The sequence below is a fragment of the Streptomyces sp. NPDC034086 genome, from assembly GCF_055575515.1.
The window spans coordinates 873,377-889,241 of sequence record NZ_JBVISM010000001.1 but is presented as its reverse complement, the minus strand read 5'-3'; the positions used below and the strand labels follow the sequence as shown (position 1 = coordinate 889,241).

11 protein-coding genes are annotated in these 15,865 nt (G+C 75.8%); 5 read left to right on the top strand and 6 right to left on the bottom strand.

Going from position 1 to position 15,865, the window contains the following annotated elements:
• Positions 1–184 precede the first annotated feature (184 nt).
• Complete coding sequence (locus tag ACZ514_RS03985) at positions 185–2,341, top strand: MMPL family transporter (RefSeq protein ID WP_469124038.1); 2,157 nt, start codon at positions 185–187, stop codon at positions 2,339–2,341.
• A gap of 100 nt (positions 2,342–2,441) precedes the next feature.
• Here the strand turns inward: ACZ514_RS03985 and ACZ514_RS03980 are convergent, their stop codons facing one another.
• The 3 genes from ACZ514_RS03980 to ACZ514_RS03970 all read right to left on the bottom strand — a co-directional run bounded on the left by ACZ514_RS03980 (position 2,442) and on the right by ACZ514_RS03970 (position 6,474).
• On the bottom strand, positions 2,442–4,235 hold the full coding sequence (locus tag ACZ514_RS03980) for an ABC transporter permease/substrate binding protein (RefSeq protein ID WP_469124037.1): 1,794 nt from the start codon (positions 4,233–4,235) through the stop codon (positions 2,442–2,444).
• On the bottom strand, positions 4,235–5,296 hold the full coding sequence (locus ACZ514_RS03975; protein ID WP_469124036.1) for a quaternary amine ABC transporter ATP-binding protein: 1,062 nt from the start codon (positions 5,294–5,296) through the stop codon (positions 4,235–4,237). Before ACZ514_RS03975 ends, ACZ514_RS03980 begins: the two co-directional genes overlap by 1 nt.
• Positions 5,297–5,505: 209 nt before the next feature.
• Positions 5,506–6,474: a SigB/SigF/SigG family RNA polymerase sigma factor gene (locus ACZ514_RS03970; RefSeq protein WP_468162442.1), complete on the bottom strand. Its 969-nt coding sequence runs from the start codon at positions 6,472–6,474 to the stop codon at positions 5,506–5,508.
• A 164-nt stretch (positions 6,475–6,638) separates the two neighbouring features.
• Between ACZ514_RS03970 and ACZ514_RS03965 the strand changes: the two genes are divergently transcribed.
• A complete protein-coding gene (locus ACZ514_RS03965) occupies positions 6,639–6,998 on the top strand; it encodes a winged helix-turn-helix domain-containing protein (protein ID WP_468162444.1) in 360 nt (119 codons plus the stop codon).
• Positions 6,999–7,021: 23 nt separating this feature from the next.
• Here ACZ514_RS03965 and ACZ514_RS03960 read toward each other — a convergent pair whose 3' ends face one another.
• On the bottom strand, positions 7,022–7,813 hold the full coding sequence (locus ACZ514_RS03960) for a GntR family transcriptional regulator (protein WP_468162446.1): 792 nt from the start codon (positions 7,811–7,813) through the stop codon (positions 7,022–7,024).
• A gap of 133 nt (positions 7,814–7,946) precedes the next feature.
• Positions 7,947–9,485 carry an IucA/IucC family protein gene (locus tag ACZ514_RS03955; RefSeq protein ID WP_468694649.1) on the bottom strand — a complete coding sequence of 513 codons (1,539 nt, stop codon included), beginning with the start codon at positions 9,483–9,485 and terminating at the stop codon, positions 7,947–7,949.
• An 86-nt stretch (positions 9,486–9,571) separates the two neighbouring features.
• Here ACZ514_RS03955 and ACZ514_RS03950 point away from each other — a divergent pair, with 86 nt between their 5' ends.
• Both ACZ514_RS03950 and ACZ514_RS03945 read left to right on the top strand, forming a co-directional pair.
• A complete protein-coding gene (locus ACZ514_RS03950; protein ID WP_468694651.1) occupies positions 9,572–11,143 on the top strand; it encodes an IucA/IucC family protein in 1,572 nt (523 codons plus the stop codon).
• 111 nt (positions 11,144–11,254) lie between these two features.
• Complete coding sequence (locus tag ACZ514_RS03945) at positions 11,255–11,899, top strand: class I SAM-dependent methyltransferase (RefSeq protein ID WP_469124035.1); 645 nt, start codon at positions 11,255–11,257, stop codon at positions 11,897–11,899.
• 264 nt (positions 11,900–12,163) lie between these two features.
• Here the strand turns inward: ACZ514_RS03945 and ACZ514_RS03940 are convergent, their stop codons facing one another.
• Positions 12,164–12,592: a DUF8189 domain-containing protein gene (locus ACZ514_RS03940; protein WP_468694655.1), complete on the bottom strand. Its 429-nt coding sequence runs from the start codon at positions 12,590–12,592 to the stop codon at positions 12,164–12,166.
• Between the two features lie 338 nt (positions 12,593–12,930).
• Here ACZ514_RS03940 and ACZ514_RS03935 point away from each other — a divergent pair, with 338 nt between their 5' ends.
• Positions 12,931–15,783, top strand: a complete 2,853-nt coding sequence (locus ACZ514_RS03935) for an AfsR/SARP family transcriptional regulator (protein WP_469124034.1) — start codon at positions 12,931–12,933, stop codon at positions 15,781–15,783.
• Positions 15,784–15,865: the final 82 nt, after the last annotated feature.

Here is a 15,865-nt window from a genome sequence, read left to right as displayed (position 1 = left end):
TGGTCCTGGCGGTGTCCCGGACCCTGGTCCCGGCGGCGTTCTCCTTCTCCACCAGGACGTTTTCCCGTCCGGGCGCTGATGTTCTGGGTACCGGCCGGACGCCCCGGCCGGAGTCCGCACGCACGACCGGAGGAGAACAGTGATCCGCGCCCTGACGGGATGCTCGACGAGGAACCCATGGAAGGTGATCGCTCTGTGGGCGGTGCTGGGCATCGCGGTGGCGATCCTGGGGCAGGTGTTCGTCTTCCGCGCCACCCAGCCCGGCAACGACGGCTTCCTGCCCGCGTCCTACGACTCGGCGGCCGCGCTGCGGATCGCCGAGGAGAGTTTCGGGGCCCGCCCGGACTCCGACCCGCTGACGGTCCTGGTGGCCCGTACGGACGGTGCGGCGCTCTCCGCGCCCGACGAGCGCCGGATCGAGGAGGTGTCGCGGCGGCTGGCCCGGCAGAAGGTGACCATGCCGAGGACGGAGGACGATCCGCCGTTCACGGAGGACCACTCCCAGGTCCCCCGCGTGGGCGCCGGGATGACGGCCCCGGACCGGTCGTTCCGGCTGCTGTCCGTGGAGCTGAAGGGCAATCCGGAGGACCCCGGGGTGCAGAGCACCTACAAGGCGTTCCGCGACCAGGCCCGGGCGGCGTTCCAGGAGGCGGGACTGCGGACGGGGTTCACGGGCGGCCTGGCCGCCACGGTGGACACCGCCGATGCGGAGAAGACCCGGTCGACGGTGGTCGGCGCGGTGGTGATGGGGCTGATCGTGCTGCTCCACGTCCTGGTGTTCCGCAGTGTGTTCGCGGCGCTGCTGCCCCTGGTCTCGGTGGCCGTCATCGGCGGCGCGGCGACCGGTGCGGTGGTCATGGCGTCGATGGCGAGCGGCATCCGGCTGGCGCCGTCCACTCCTGGCCTGATCAACGTGGTGCTCATGGGCATCGGGATCGACTACTTCCTCTTCCTGCTGTTCCGCTTCCGTGAGCAGCTGCGGCGCCACCCGGCGCAGAGCGGGCGCGCCGCGGCCGCGGAGGTCGCGGGCCGGGTGGGCACGGCCGTCACCTCGGCCGCCCTGACGATCGTGGCCGCGTTCGCCACCCTCGGGATCGCCTCCTTCGGCCAGTTCCGGGTGCTGGGCCCGGCCATCGCGGTGTCGGTGCTGGTGATGCTGCTGGGCAGCCTCACGCTGATGCCGGCGCTGCTGGCCGTGACCGGCCGGAGGATGTTCTGGCCCTCGAAGGCACTGCGGCGCGAGCCCCGTGAGGGTGTGGCGGGCGCGCTCGGCCGGCTGACCGCCCGGCGGCCGGTGGCGCTGGTCCTCGCGTCACTGGTGCTGCTCGGCGGGCTGACGGCGGGGCTGGCCGGCATCCGCATGGACTACGGGTCCGGCGCGGACGGCGAGCGGACCGCCGCGGTGGAGACGGCCGCCGAGATCTCCCGCGCCCTGCCCGCCGGTGTCTCGGATCCGGCGAGCGTGCTCGTCGCCGCGAAGGACGGCGCTCCGCTCGGCGCGGAGCGCGTGGCCGGCCTGGCCGGGGCGCTGGCCAAGGTCCCCGGTGTGGGCGGGGTGGCCCCGACGGTGGTGAGCGAGGACCGCAAGGCGGCCCGGATCGATCTGCTGCTGACCGTCGAATCCGGCGGGCAGCAGGCCCGCGACCTGGTCTCCGGGCCGGTGCGGGACACCATCCGGGTGAACCTGCCGGCCGGGACCGAGGCCCACGTGGGCGGGACGGCTTCGGTGTTCGCGGACATAGCGGTCGCCGTCGACGAGGACCTGAAGGTCATCTTCCCGGTGGCGGCGGTGCTGATCGCCGTGATCCTGCTGGTGCTGCTGCGCAGCCTGCTCGCGCCGGTGGTGCTGATGATCGCCGTCGGGCTGGGCTTCGCGGCCACCCTGGGGGCTTCGGCGCTGGTCTTCCAGCACGGGCTGGGACGGCCGGGCGTGGACTTCACGCTGCCGTTGGTGCTGTTCCTGTTCGTGGTGGCGCTGGGCACCGACTACAACATCCTGATCAGCGACCGGCTGCGGGAGGAGATGGAGCGGCCCGGACCGGCCCGCGCGGCGGTGGCCCGCGCCGTACGCCACACCGCGCCGGCGATCGCGACGGCCGGGCTGGTGCTCGCCGCGTCCTTCGGCAGCCTCGCCGTGGGCCCGCACGCCGGGACCCAGCAGACCGGCTTCGCGACGGCGGTCGGGATCCTGCTGTCCGCGTTCGTCCTGTCCGTCGTCCTGGTGCCCGCGCTGGCCGCGCTGCTGGGCCGCTCGCTGTGGTGGCCGGTGCGGCCTCGGGTGCGGGGCGGGGAGGGGCACCGGGCGTCCCGGCCCGCGACCGAGCGGGTGCCGGTGGGCTGAGCCGCGTACGCCGAAGGCCGGGGCGCCCGGGACCGCTGGGGTCCCGGGCGCCCCGGCCCGGTCGTTCATGACGGTCCCGGGCGCCCCCGGGCCGGCCGTGTCAGACGAGCCCGGCCACCTCGGGGTGGTCGGTCAGCCAGGCGCGGACCGCCTGTTGTTCCTTGCCCTTGCCCATCTCCTGGATCTTCGCCTCCAGGCCGGTCAGCTGGGCCTCGTCCAGCTTGAAGGAGCGCAGCCAGGCGGCGACCTCCGGCTCGTCGTCGGCGAAGCCCTTGCGTGCGAGGGTGTGGATGCCGTCGCCGCGGCCCCAGACGCCCTTCGGGTCGGCCAGCTTGGTCAGCCCGTAGGTGGAGTACGCCCAGTGCGGGGACCACAGCACGCTCACCACCGGCTCCTTCTTGGCGTAGGCCCGCTGGAGTTCGGCGAGCATGCCCGGGGTGGAGCCGTCGACGACCTGGTACTCCCCTTCGAGGCCGTACTCCTTGAGGACCTTGTCCTTCAGCACGGACATGGCGCCCGCGCTCGGCTCGATGCCGATGATCCGGCCCTTGAACCGTGCCCCCTTGCCCTTGAGGTCCTCGAGGGAGCGCACGTCCTCGACGTACGAGGGGACCGACAGCTCGATGGAGGTGGGCCCGTACCAGGCGCCCAGGTCGTCCAGCCGCTTCCCGTACTTCTCCCAGTACTGGGCCTGGGTGACGGGCAGCCAGGCGTCGGTCTGGAAGTCGACCTGGCCGCCGGCGAGCCCGGTGAACAGCGCGCCCAGTTCCAGCTGCCGGGCGTCCACCCGGTAGCCGCGGCGTTCCAGCAGCTCCTTCCACAGGAAGGTGGAGGCGGTGCCCTCGTCCCAGGGGATGTAACCGATGCTGATCTGGCGGCCCTTGCCGGTGTTCTCGGCGCCGCTCGCGGCCGCCGGTGCCGTGGAGCCGCCGAAGGTGCTCAGTCCGCCCGCGACGAGGGCGAGGACGACGGCCGCGGTGACGGCGTACGCGGGCTGGGGGCGGTGGCGCCACAGCCGGGTTGTGCCGCTCGCGGCGGACCGGGCCAGCGCCTGGGCACGGCGGCCGACCGGGGAGACCTGCCGGCCGAGGGCGCCCGTCATGCGGTCCAGGTACATGGCGAGGACGACGATGGACAGACCGGCCTCGAAACCGAGGCCGATGTCGACGCTGCCGATGGCCCGGTAGACGGCGCCGCCGAGGCCGCCGCCGCCGACCATGCCGGCGATCACGACCATGGACAGGCCGAGCATGATGACCTGGTTGACGCCCGCCATGATCGTGGGCAGGGCGAGCGGCAGCTGGACGCGTACGAGGGTGTCGCGCGGGGCGGTGCCGAAGGCGTCGGCGGCCTCGACCAGTTCGGCGTCGACCTGGCGGATGCCGAGCTCGGTCATCCGTACGCCGGGCGGCAGCGAGAAGACGATCGTGGCGATGATCCCGGGGACGACGCCCACGCCGAAGAAGATGATGCCGGGAATGAGGTAGACCATGGCGGGCATGGTCTGCATGAAGTCCAGCAGGGGCCGCAGGGCGGCGCTGACCCGGTCGGAGCGCGCGGCCCACACGCCCAGCGGGAGGGCGAACACCAGCGTGACGAGGGTGGCGACCAGGACCAGGGACAGGGTGGACATGGCCTCGTCCCACAGGGCGACGGAGTCCACGAGTGCGAAGGCCGCGAAGGCGAGCAGACCCGCGAGCAGGCCGCGCAGCCACCAGGCGGCGACGGCGAGGAGGCCGGCGAAGAGCAGCGGCGCGGGGGCGGACAGGACGGCGTCGATGCCGTCGTAGAGGCCGCCGACCAGGGCGCTGACGGTGTCGAAGAGCCAGGACAGGTGGCGCTGGAGGAAGCCGACCGCGCTGTCGGCCCAGGCTCCGAGGTGCAGGCGGGGCATCAGGCGGCCACCTCCGCGCAGGCCATCGGGGGCCGTTGCTCGTCACCGATGAAGGCGACGAGCCGGTCCTTGGGCACGGAGCCGACGACGGTGCCGTCCGCGCCGGTGACGGCGACCGGGTGGGGGACGCGGGCGCTCACGGAGCAGAGGTCGGCGAGCGGGGTGTCGGCGCTGACGGTGGGGCAGGAGCAGGCCGACGCGGCCCCGGTGGGCTCGTCCATGACGGCGTCGGCGGTCAGGACGCGGGAGCGGTCCACGTCCTGGACGAAGGAGGCGACGTAGTGGTCGGCCGGGCGGGTCAGGATGTCCTCGGCGGTGCCCTGCTGGACGATGCGGCCGTCGCGCATGACGGCGACCCGGTCGCCGAGGCGCATGGCCTCGTTGAGGTCGTGGGTGATGAAGACGATGGTCTTCTTCAGGGTCCGCTGGAGTTCGAGGAGCTGGTCCTGCATGTCGCGGCGGATGAGCGGGTCCAGGGCGCTGAAGGACTCGTCCATCAGGAGCAGGTCGGCGTCGGTGGCCAGGGCGCGGGCGAGGCCGACGCGCTGCTGCATGCCGCCGGAGAGTTCGTCGGGCCAGGACTTCTCCCAGCCGCCGAGCCCGCACAGTGCCAGCGCCTCGGCGGCGCGCCGTTCGCGCTCGGCCCGGGGGACGCCCTGGACCTCCAGGCCGTAGGCGGCGTTGGCCAGGACGTCGCGGTGCGGGAACAGCGCGAAGTGCTGGAAGACCATGGAGATCCTGGTGGAGCGCACGCGGCGCAGCTCGCGCGGGGTCAGCGCGGTGAGGTCCTGGCCGTCGAAGAGGATGCGGCCGGAGGTCGGTTCGAGGAGTCCGTTGAGCATCCGCAGGAGGGTGGACTTGCCGGAGCCCGACAGGCCCATCACGACGAAGATCTCGCCGGGCTCGACCCGGAAGGAGGCGTCGATCACCGCCGCCGTGGTGCCGTCGGCGCGCAGCTCGTCACGGTCGGCGCCGCCTTCGAGCGCGCGGACCGCGGCCGCCTGGCGGTCGGGGCGTCTGGCGAACACCTTGTAGACGTGCTCGGCCTGGAGCGTGGACACATACACCTCGCGGGTCGTACCGGGTCCGGCCCGCCGCCGGGGGCGCGGGCCGGGGAGCGGGGCGGGATCGGCCCGCACGGTCCGCGGCCCGGCCCCTCGGCCGGAGCATGCGGTTCCGCTCCAGCGGCCCGCGTGCCCGGCCCTTCGCTACGGCAAACGGTGTAGTGATCCACCTCACGCCGGCCCGCGGCGCCCACGGGGCGCCGGCCTCAGCGGGTTCCGGGAACCGGTGCGGCGGCGGGGCCCGGGTCGGGGTCGGCCAGCATGGACGTGCGCAGATGGGTGAGGAGCCGGGTCAGGAGCCGGGAGACCTGCATCTGCGAGATGCCGAGGGCGGCACCGATCTGGGCCTGGGTCAGCTCCTCCCCGAAGCGCATGCGGAGCATGGTGCGTTCGCGGTCGCTGAGCCGCTCGAGCAGGGGCGCCAGGCTCTGGATGTCCTCGACGAGCTCCAGGGCCGGCTCCTCCTCCCCCAGCACCTCGGCGAGGGTGTGACCCTCGGCGGGGCCGTCGCCGTGCTCGGCGTGCGGGGCGTCGAGGGAGCCGCTGGTGTGTCCGTTGGCGGCGACCAGACCCTCTATGACCTGCTCCTCGGTGAGGTCGAGGTGTGCGGCGAGGTCCTGGACGGTGGGCGAGCGGTCGAGCCGGACCGTCAGCTCCTCCTTCGCCTTGGCGATCTCGATGCGCAGCTCCTGCAGCCGGCGCGGGACGTGGACGGCCCAGGCGGTGTCGCGGAAGTGGCGCTTGATCTCGCCCGTGATGTACGGCATGGCGAGGGTGGCGAACTCGTTCTCGCGGGCCGGGTCGAACCGGTCGATGGCCTTGATCAGGCCGATGGTGCCGACCTGTACGAGGTCGTCGACGTCCCCGGCGGCGCCGTCGGCGCGGCCGCGGAAGCGGCGGACCGCGTACTGGACGAGCGAGGCGTTCATCTCGATCAGGGTGTTGCGGACGTACTGCCGCTCGGGAGTGCCCTCGGGGAGTTCGCGGAGCCGCGCGAAGAAGACCTTCGACAGCTCCCGCGCGTCCGCCGGGGCCACCTCCCTGGGCTCGTCGATCCGGGGCAGGCCGGCCTCGCGGGCTGCCGCGCGGCCGCTGCGGGGGCCGGGCAGAAGGGGTCCGGTGGTGTCGGCCGCGGCGGGGGCGGCGGTAGGGGACTGGTGGGCGGGTACCGGCATGGGGGTTCGCTCCTTGGGCTGGTCGGCTTGCGGCGCGGGACCGTGACTGCCCATGACTCTGGACCGAATCGACTCACACGTCAAGAAATACCGGAAAAGCTTTTCGCGTCTTTCACGTCTTGTTTCACGGTAAACATGTGCCGCATCATGACGGGATGGGCAGCATGACACGCCGAGAGAACTGGACATTTCTCACTAATCACGCACGCGTCCTGGTGACCATCGCCCGGGACCCCGGAGCGCGGGTGAGGGACGTGGCCCTGGTCTGCGCGCTCACCGAGCGCACGGTCCAGGCGATCGTGACCGACCTGGAATCGGACGGCTACCTGCGCCGTGTACGGGACGGGCGGCGCAACCGCTACGAGATCTCGCCGGGCGCCATGTTCCGGCACCCCGCCGAGGCGGGGGTGCGGGTGGCCGGCCTCCTCTCCCTGCTCACCGGCGCACCCGCCGCCGAGGGCCCCGAAGCCGCCGAAGCCCGGCCGGCCCCCCAGAGCGTGCCCGCTCCGGCCGCCGCCGAGTAGCCGGCACCGGCCCGCGGTGTGGGTCATGTCACACGGAACGCGATGGCCTCGGGCTCGCGGTGGAAGGTGAGCCGGTCCCAGCCGGCGAACGCCAGGTCCGTCACGGCGAGCAGCCGCCCGGAGCCGTCGTGCAGGGTGCGGCGTACGGACAGCCCGCAGGCCGGCGCGGCCGCGGGGCGGCTGGTGCGGGTCATGGTGATGGTCTCGGAGGTGCGGCCGCGCGCGGCGGCCCGCTCCAGCCAGCGGTGCACCGGCCGCAGGTCGCCGTCGCGGACCTCGTCCGGCCCGTCGAGGTAGGCCGCGAGCTCGGGGGTGCGGGCGACGGCGCGCGGGCAGAGGTACGTCACGGCGTGCCGGACCGCCTGCCCGCCCGGGCCGTACACGTGGTGGTGGTGGACCAGGGTGCGCTCGCCGCCCCTCATCCCGAGCAGCGCGGCCAGCGAGGGCGGCACGGTGACCAGGGCGAGCCGGGTCCGGGTGACGTGGGCGTCAGCCCGCCGGGCCGGCGGCACGCGCGACCCGGCACGGGCCCGCGGGGCCGCGCCGACCGGACCGGGCACGTCCCGGTGCGCCTCCGCGGCGGCGGCACGGGTGCCCCGGCGCCCGGTGACGACCAGTCCGTCGGCGCGCAGCTCCTGGAGCGCGGCCCGGACGGTCTGCCGGTTGACCTCGTACCGGGCGGCCAGGGTGCGTTCGGAGGGCAGCCTGCCGCCGGAGGTGCGGGCGGCGCGCTCGAGTTCGTCCCGCAGGTGTGCGGCGATCCGCTGGTACTTGGGCATGGCGGCCGGGCGGCCGCCCCGCGAAGGGGAGGGCATGGCTTCTCCTCTGACGGGTGGTCAAGGACTGCGCGGTCTGCCCGGACAACCTAGCATTGGTCTATACCTTTCGGTACGGGAGTCCCGGCACCCCGCCCACCTTGGCCGAATCCCACTCCCGGCCCGCCCCCGCTCACGCACCCCGCAGGGGGTTGGGCAGCTCCAGGTAGCGCGCGTCGGCGCCGTCCGCCCGGGTCCAGCGCAGCAGCAGGTTCGTCTTGGCCGGGAGCGAGGGGGCCGCCAGCAGCTCGGCGATCTCCGGCAGTCCGTACGCGGTGTCGTAGCGCACCAGCTCCTCGCGGACCGCCGGCCACACCCCGTCGGCCACCGCGGGGTGCCGCTCGGCCAGTGCTCCGCCCACCTCCGCGAGGTGGTTGACCACCAGGCAGTACACGAGCCGCTGCCAGGCGGCCCCGCGCGGCACGTCCTGCGGCAGCTTCACGCCCTCGGCGTCACGGAAGAGGGCCTGCACCGGTACGCCCCGGCCGTCGACCGCGACCAGGCAGTTCTGCACGTGGGCCTCCAGCACGATCCCGTGCCGGGCGAACAGGTCCAGGACCGGGGGCACGACCTGGCGCAGGTACGCCCGCCACCAGCCGGCCGGGTCGGGCGCGGCGTCGAGCGGGCTCCCCGGGAACCCCTCGGCGAGCGCGGCGGCCAGCAGCGGCACCGCCCCGGCCGTCACGCCCGCGCGCAGCCCGTCGCGGACGAGGACGGCCAGCTCCTCGAAGGCGAAGGCGGCCGTGCGGTACCCGCGGTCGCTCAGCCACACGGCGGCCGATCCCGTCCGGCGGCGCAGGTCGGCGAACCCCTCCTCGACGGCGGCGTCGGTGCGGCGCAGCTTCAGCAGGTCGTGGCGCCACAGCCGGCGCACGTCGTTGGTGATGCGGACGTCGAGGCTGAACTTGGCGAACAGGTCGGCCGCCGGACCCGGTGCGTACACGGTCCGCACGGAGGCGGTGGGCCACACCGGCAGCCGGGTCGGGCCGAGCCGCAGCAGGCGGCCGTCGGCGAAGGCCTCCTCCAGCTCCCGGCGGCCCTCGAGCAGCTCCAGCTGCCAGGGGTGCGCGGGCAGCGCCCGGTAACCGGCGGGCGGGCGGGGACCGTCGAGGATCCCGGCCAGCGCGTCGACCGCGCCGGCGGCGGCCGGGCCGCCCTCCTCGGCCACCTGGTCCTCGCGCAGGCCCAGCATCACCAGCGGGAAGCGGGTGTGGGCCTCGGGGGCGTACGGCAGCCAGCTCGCGGCGGGCGCGCCGCCCCTGGCCTTGGGGGCGGGGTGGTGCGGATGCCCCGTCACCAGGGCCTGCTCGGACCGCACGTACGGGTCCTCGGGCGCCTCCGCGGACGCCCGGGCCGCCAGCAGCGCGGCCACGGCCTCGCGGCTGTCGCCGATCTCGCCGGGAAGTTCGTCGTTGGGGACGCCGGTGTACCGGAGCAGTTCGTCGGAGGTGAGCTTGACCAGTTCCGCGTGGCTCAGCGGATGCCAGCCGTCCGCCGTGCGCAGCTCGGGGCCGGTCGGGCGGCGTCCGCCGCCGACCCGCAGCAGCCTGCCGCTTCCGCGCAGCCGGTGGACCCGCCCGCCCTCGGCTTCGCCCACCTCCCGGAGCAGGCAGTTCAGCAGCGGTGCGGCGCTGTAGGCGTCGGCGGCGGTGTTGAGGTCCACTGGTTCCATTCGGTCCGTCTCCGGTGTGCCGGGGGGGTCGCGGGAAGGACCACCGGCGGTGATCTTCAGTATCCGCGATGATGACGTGATCATCGATGGACGGACTCGAAAGGACCGGACCCCTGGACCGCAGCAGGCACGTTCCCCCGCCCCACCCCGGGCACTCCCCCGCCACGGCGGCCGAGGAGGCCGTCGCGGCCGCGCTGGCCGGCGTACGGCCCGCGCTGACGGCCGCGTACGAGGCCTCGCTGGACGGTGCGCGCGCCGCCGTGCTGACCCGGCTGTGGCGGGCACTGGCGTTCGAGCCGCTGCCCTGGGTGGTGGGCCGGGAGCGCGGACCGGACTCGCTCACGCTGCTGCTGGCCGGCGGCCGGCGGCTGGAGGGCCCGCCCGCCGACCCCTACGCGACGGACGCCCGGGTCGGCGAGGTGCGGCTGGACGGGCGGCCCTGCCGGCAGGCGGCCCGGCTGGTCCGGGCACTGCGGGTACCGCACGGCACCGCCTTCGCCGCCGAACTGGACGACAGCACCGCCTCCCTGGCCCTGTCCCGGGCCGGCCGGCCGGCCGGGGCCGAAGCCGGGCCCCGGGCCGGGTGGGAATGGGAGCAGCGGGTGGTGGACGGGCACCCCTACCACCCCAACTGCCGCTCCCGGCCCGGCTTCACGGTCGCCGAGCAGCTCGCGTACGCGCCGGAGCACCGGCCGCTGGTGGAGCTCGGGCTGGTCCCCGTACGGGCGGCGGAGTGCCTGGTGGCCGGGGAGTGGCCGGAGCACCTGCGCGACGGGGACCGGGTCCTGGTGCCGGTGCACCCCTGGCAGGCCGAGCACGTCCTGAAGGGCGAGACGGTCCTGCCCGGACCGGCGGCCCATCCGCTGATGGCGCTGCGGACGCTCGCCCCGGCGGCGGGCGGCCCCCATGTGAAGACGGCGCTGAGCACCCGGCTGACCTCGTCCGTCCGTGACATCTCCGCCTACTCGGTGGAGACGGCCGCCGTGCTCTCGGCCTTCGCCCACGCGCTGACCGAGCGGCTCGACGGCCGCCTGCACATCACCCGGACGCTCGGCGCGGCCACCGCCTACAGTCCGGATCTGGCCGCGGTGCTCCGCGAGCCCCCGGAGGCGTACGCGCGGCCGGGCGAGCGGGTCGTCCCGGTGGCGGCGCTGGCGGACACGGAGCTGGGCCGGTCACCCGTCTGGCGGGCGGCGTTCGCGCGGCTCGCGCTGTCGGTGTGCCTGCGGGTGCTGGACCTGGGGGTGGCGCTGGAGGCGCACGGGCAGAACCTGCTGGTGGTGCTGGCGCCCGACGGGAGCCCGCTGCGGCTGGTCTACCGCGACCTGGCCGACATCCGGATCAGCCCGGCCCGTCTCGCCCGGCACGGCCTGCCGCTGCCGGCCCTGTCGGGGCGGCTCGTCACGGACGACGAGACGGTGCTGCGGCGCAAGCTCTTCGGTTCCCTGGTGGCCGGGGCACTCGCCTCGACGGCGGGCTCCGCCGGAGCGTTCGCGGAGTGCCTCGCGGCCGGGCTCGACGGCCTGGCGCCCACCGCCGACTCGGCGGCGCTGCGGAGCGGGCCGCTGCCGGTGAAGGCGCTCACGCTGATGCGGCTGAGTCCGGGGGTGCCGGGCGACCAGTGGGCGGAGCTGCCCCTGCCGCCGGCCGGGGGCTGAGGGAGCCGGTGTGGGACGGCCGGGGGACGGCCGGGGGACGGCCGGGGGACGGCGGAGGCCGGCCGGAGGAGGGGGTGAGCGGGGCGGCCGGGCGGGCTACTGTTCAGGGGCATGAAGCAGACCTCGCGCCTCAGTGCCGTCCGGGCGTCCTACGACGCCCTCGCGGCCGACCACGCCCGGCTGCTGGGCGACGCCCTGGACGCCCGGCCGCTGGACCGGGCCCTGCTCCACGCCTTCGCCGAGTGCGTGCGCGGCGGGGCCGTCGCCGACCTGGGCTGCGGTACGGGCCGCGTCACGGCGTACCTCGACGGCCTCGGCGTACGGGCCTTCGGCGTCGACCTCTCCCCCGCGATGGTGGCGGTGGCCCGGCGCAGCTATCCGGGCCTGCGCTTCGAGGTGGGCCGGATGGCCCGGCTGGACATGGCCGACGGGGTGCTCGGCGGGGTCCTGGCCTGGTACTCCACCGTGCACACGCCACCGGACGAACTGCCCGCGCTCTTCGCCGAGTTCGCCCGGGTACTGGCGCCCGGGGGCCACGCGCTGGTCGCGTTCGAGGCCGGGGACGAGCGGCGCCGGCTGGAGTCCGCCCACGGGCATCCGGTCGACCTCGAGGTGTACGGGACCCCGCCGGAGCTGGTCGCCTCGCTGCTGGCCGGGGCGGGACTGGCGGAAGTCGCCCGGACGGTACGGCAACCGGACGCGCGGGAGCACGGCCCGCAGGGGTTCCTGCTGGCCCGCCGGGAGCCGGACGCCTGAGGCGGCCACCGGGGCCGCGGCGCGCCGGTGCCGCGTACCGGGGCGTCCGGGGCGGTGGAGGCCGGCTGCGCGGCGCCGCGCGGTCGGAGGCGGCCGCATCGGCGGTGGCACCGGCGACGCGGCGCCCGGCGGGGTGCCCGCCGGGGCACGGCCGGGGCCGGCGGGCGGGCCGGAACACCGGCCCGCGCGCCGGGCGGTGGGGGGGCGGGGGGGCATCGCGGAGGTGCGGCGCCGCCGGGTCCGCCCCGGGCCTTCGCGGAGGGGTCAGCTCTGCCAGCCGGTCCAGCTGCCGCTGCTCAGGCGGTGGCGGTACCAGCGGTCGCCGTCCATGCCCACGACGGAGATGGTTGGGGTCCAGGTGTTGTTGCCCTCGATCCGGACGCCGCTGCGGGCCTTCCCGCTGAGCGACTCCCAGTTGGACCAGGTGCCGTTCGTGTAGGTGTAGCGCGTCCACACCGCGAAGTCCGAGCCGACGATGAAGACCTGGCGCTGACCGTTCGGGAAGGTCTGCCAGGCCTCCCCGTACTCGCAGATGTAGTCGCCGCCGAGGCCGGGCACGTGGCAGTACGCGGCCGCCGCGGACGGGGCGCGGTCCTGCGCCGGGGCGGCCGAGGCCACACCGGTCAGGGCCACGCCGGCCAGGGCGAGGGTGGAGGCCGCCAGGGCCGAGGCGCGGACGATGGATAAAGCCATGAAGTGACTCCCTGTTTCCCGCTCGTCTTCGGTGGTCGCCGGCCGGTCCGCCCGGGTCCCGTCCCCCACGGGGCCGGGAGGGCGGGTGCCGTCGTGCGGACCGTCCGGCGGACACGAGACTCGCAGTGGCCGCCAACGCGCTCCTAACGCCCGGCTAACGGGGTTTCGCCGATCCTTGCGCCACGAGGCCGTTCCGGGTGTCCGCCGGCGCGTCGCCGCAGGTGCGCGCGGTGCGGGGCGGCACGTGCGGCCCGGGAGCGATTGGCCGGGATCCCCCTCATGGACCGAAATGCGCGGACATATGCTCGGGCGGGGGAAAGTGGAAGGAAGGGGCATGCATGGAGTTCCGCGTGCTGGGGACGGTCACCTTGGTGGCGCAGTGCGGAAGGCCCGTGCAGCTGGGGCCCGCCAAGCGGCGCAGCCTGCTGGCGATGCTCCTGCTGCGGCCCAACGCGGCCGTCGGTGTGGACCGGCTGACGCGGGCGCTGTGGGACGAGGACCCGCCCCGGCACTCCCGAACGGTACTCCAGGGCCACGTCTCCCGGTTGCGCGCCCTGTTCGCCGAGCACGGGGCATCGGACCACGGCGTGGAACTCCTCACCCAGGGACCGGCGTACGCGCTGCGGCTGCCCGCGTCCCTGGTGGACGCCCACCGCTTCGAGCGGCTGCACCGGCTCGCCCGGGAACAGCGCGAACCGGCCCGGACGGTACGGCTGCTGCGGGAGGCCCTCGCGCTGTGGGAGGGGCCCGCGCTCGGCGGGACCGTGGGCGGGCCGCTGCTGGAGGCCGCCGCGCACGGGCTGGACGAGCTGCGGCTGACGGCCGTGGAGGAGCTGGCCGGGGCGCACGCGCTCCTCGGGGAGCACTCCGCCGCGGCGGCCCTGCTGCGGGCGGAGGCCGTACTGCACCCGCTGCGGGAACCGCTGGTCGCGGCGCTGATGCTGGCGCTGGGCCGGTCGGGCCGGCAGTCGGACGCCCTGGACTGGTACCACCGCACGCGGGAGCTGCTCGCCGACCAGCTCGGTGTCGATCCCGGAGCGGTGCTCTGCGACGCGTACACCGCTCTGCTGCGGGCCGACGCGCCCGCGCGGGCCGTGCCCGCACCCGTACGGGACACCGCCGTACCCACGGCCGCCGTCCGCGTGCCCGCCACCCCCTCCCCGGCCGCCTGGGGGCCGGGCGGCGAACCCGGGGGGCCGGAAGGGGGACCGGCTGGCCCCGGCGGGGGATCCGCCGCACCGGGCGGGGAACCCGGGCGCCCCGGCGGGGGATCCGCCGCGCCGGACGCGGGATCCGCAGCGCCGGGCCCGGCCGCCCCTGCGCCCGCGGAACCCCAGCTCCTGCCGCGCCGCCCCGGCGGTTTCACCGGGCGTACCGCCGAACTGGCGGCGCTCGACCGGGCCACGGCCGCCCCCGCCGACGCCGTCGTCATGCTCACCGGCAGCGCCGGCGTCGGGAAGACCGCGCTCGCCCTGCACTGGGCGCACCGGCGGCGCGCGGACTTCCCCGACGGCCGGCTCTTCGCCGACCTCCACGGCTACAGCCCCGACCCGGCCCGGGACACCACCTCCGTGCTGCGCGAGTTCCTGCTCGCCCTCGGCGTCCCGGCCGAGCGGATGCCCGACTCCCCGCAGGCCCTCGGCGCCCGCTACCGCGAGCTGACCCGCGGGCGCCGCATGCTGGTCGTGCTCGACAACGCCCGGGACTCCGCACAGGTACGGCCCCTGCTGCCCGGCGGCGACGGCTGCGTCACCCTGGTCACCAGCCGCAGCCGGCTCGGGGAACTGGTGGTCTCCGACGCCGCCCGCCCCGTACCGGTGCGCGAGCTGCCCGTCGCGCAGTCCACGGAACTGCTCGCCGCCGTCCTGGGACGGGACCTGGTCGCGGCCGAGCCGGAGGCCGCGGCGCGCCTCGCCGCGCTGTGCGACGGCCTGCCGCTGGCCCTGCGCGTGGCCGCCGCCCGGCTCGCCACCCGCCCGCACCTGGGGCTCGCCGCCTTCGCCGGTGAACTCGCCGACGAACACGGCCGGCTGGACCTGCTGAACGTGGGGAACACCGGCGTCGCCGCCGCGCTGGGCCTCACGGTGCAGCACCTGCCGGAACCCGCCCGGCGGATGTTCCACCACCTCGGACCGCATACCGGCGCCACCCTCGACCTGCGCACGGCCGCCGCGCTCGCCGGGTGCCTGCCCAGCCAGGCCGCCGCCGCCCTGGACCAGCTGGCGGCCGCCCAGCTGGTCGTGGAGGCCGGCCCGCAGTCGTACGTACTGCACGACCTGGTGCGGCTCTACGCGCGGAGCCTGTCGCCGGGGTACGACCCGGAGGCGCTGCTGCGGCTGCTCGACCACTGGCTGCGCACCCTCCTCGCGGCCTGCGCCGCCGCCGAGCCGGGCAGCGAGCCCTGTTGCGCCCTGCCCGCGGGGGCCCGGCGGGCCGCCCCCGTGCGGCCGTTCGCCGGCCGCGCGGACGCCCTGGCCTGGTTCGCCGCCGAACGGGACGCGCTGCGCGGCGCGGTGGAGTCGGCCGTCGCCGCCGGGCTGCACGACCGCGCCTGGCGTCTGGTGCTGCTCCAGTGGCCGCTGATCGTGTGGCAGGTCCGCGACGGCTGGGTGCCCCTGCTGGAACGGGCGTTGGTCTGCGCCGAAGCCGACGGCGACCCCGGTGCCCAGTCGCGGACCCGGGCGCTGCTGGGCTGGGTGCTGTCCGAGGAGGGGCGGCCGCAGGAGGCCCTCGCGCAGCTCGAGCGGGCACCCGGGCTGGCCGCCCTGGCGGGTGACACGGCCGGGGAGGCCATCGCCCGGATCAACCTCGCCGTCGCGCTCGCCCGGACGGGCGAACGGGCCCGGCCCGGGGAGCTGCTGTCCTCGGCGCTCCGCCTGGCGGAACGGGCGGGCCGCACGGACACGACCGCCCTGGCCCACCAGCACCTGACGGAGCACCTGCTGACCGTGGGCGCGCCCGAGGCGGCCGCCGACCACGCGGTCCGGGGCCTCGCCCTGGCCGCCCCGCCCGCGGCGGCGCCCCGGCGGGTGGTGCTGCGGACCCTGTACGGCGAGGCGCTCGCCGCGACGGGCCGCAGGGGCGAGGCGGTACGCCAGCTCGGCGACGCGGCCCGGGAGGCGCGGGCCCACGCGTACGAGGAGGGCGAGAGCGCGGCCCGCGCCGCGCTGGAGGCCCTGGCGGAACGCTGAACCGGAGGGCGGCGGCCGGTCCCCCGCCGCCGTGCGCGGCCCTGGTCCGTTCGGGCGGGAACCGGCGGCGGGCGGGCCCGCC

Excerpts from the sequence above, each read along its gene's own strand:
- ACZ514_RS03980 (WP_469124037.1), bottom strand. The coding sequence starts at position 4,235 with ATGCCCCGCCTGCACCTCGGAGCCTGGGCCGACAGCGCGGTCGGCTTC.
- ACZ514_RS03970 (WP_468162442.1), bottom strand. The coding sequence starts at position 6,474 with ATGCCGGTACCCGCCCACCAGTCCCCTACCGCCGCCCCCGCCGCGGCC.
- ACZ514_RS03965 (WP_468162444.1), top strand. The coding sequence starts at position 6,639 with ATGACACGCCGAGAGAACTGGACATTTCTCACTAATCACGCACGCGTC.
- ACZ514_RS03960 (WP_468162446.1), bottom strand. The coding sequence starts at position 7,813 with ATGCCCTCCCCTTCGCGGGGCGGCCGCCCGGCCGCCATGCCCAAGTAC.
- ACZ514_RS03955 (WP_468694649.1), bottom strand. The coding sequence starts at position 9,485 with ATGGAACCAGTGGACCTCAACACCGCCGCCGACGCCTACAGCGCCGCA.
- ACZ514_RS03950 (WP_468694651.1), top strand. The coding sequence starts at position 9,572 with ATGGACGGACTCGAAAGGACCGGACCCCTGGACCGCAGCAGGCACGTT.
- ACZ514_RS03945 (WP_469124035.1), top strand. The coding sequence starts at position 11,255 with ATGAAGCAGACCTCGCGCCTCAGTGCCGTCCGGGCGTCCTACGACGCC.
- ACZ514_RS03940 (WP_468694655.1), bottom strand. The coding sequence starts at position 12,592 with ATGGCTTTATCCATCGTCCGCGCCTCGGCCCTGGCGGCCTCCACCCTC.
- ACZ514_RS03935 (WP_469124034.1), top strand. The coding sequence starts at position 12,931 with ATGGAGTTCCGCGTGCTGGGGACGGTCACCTTGGTGGCGCAGTGCGGA.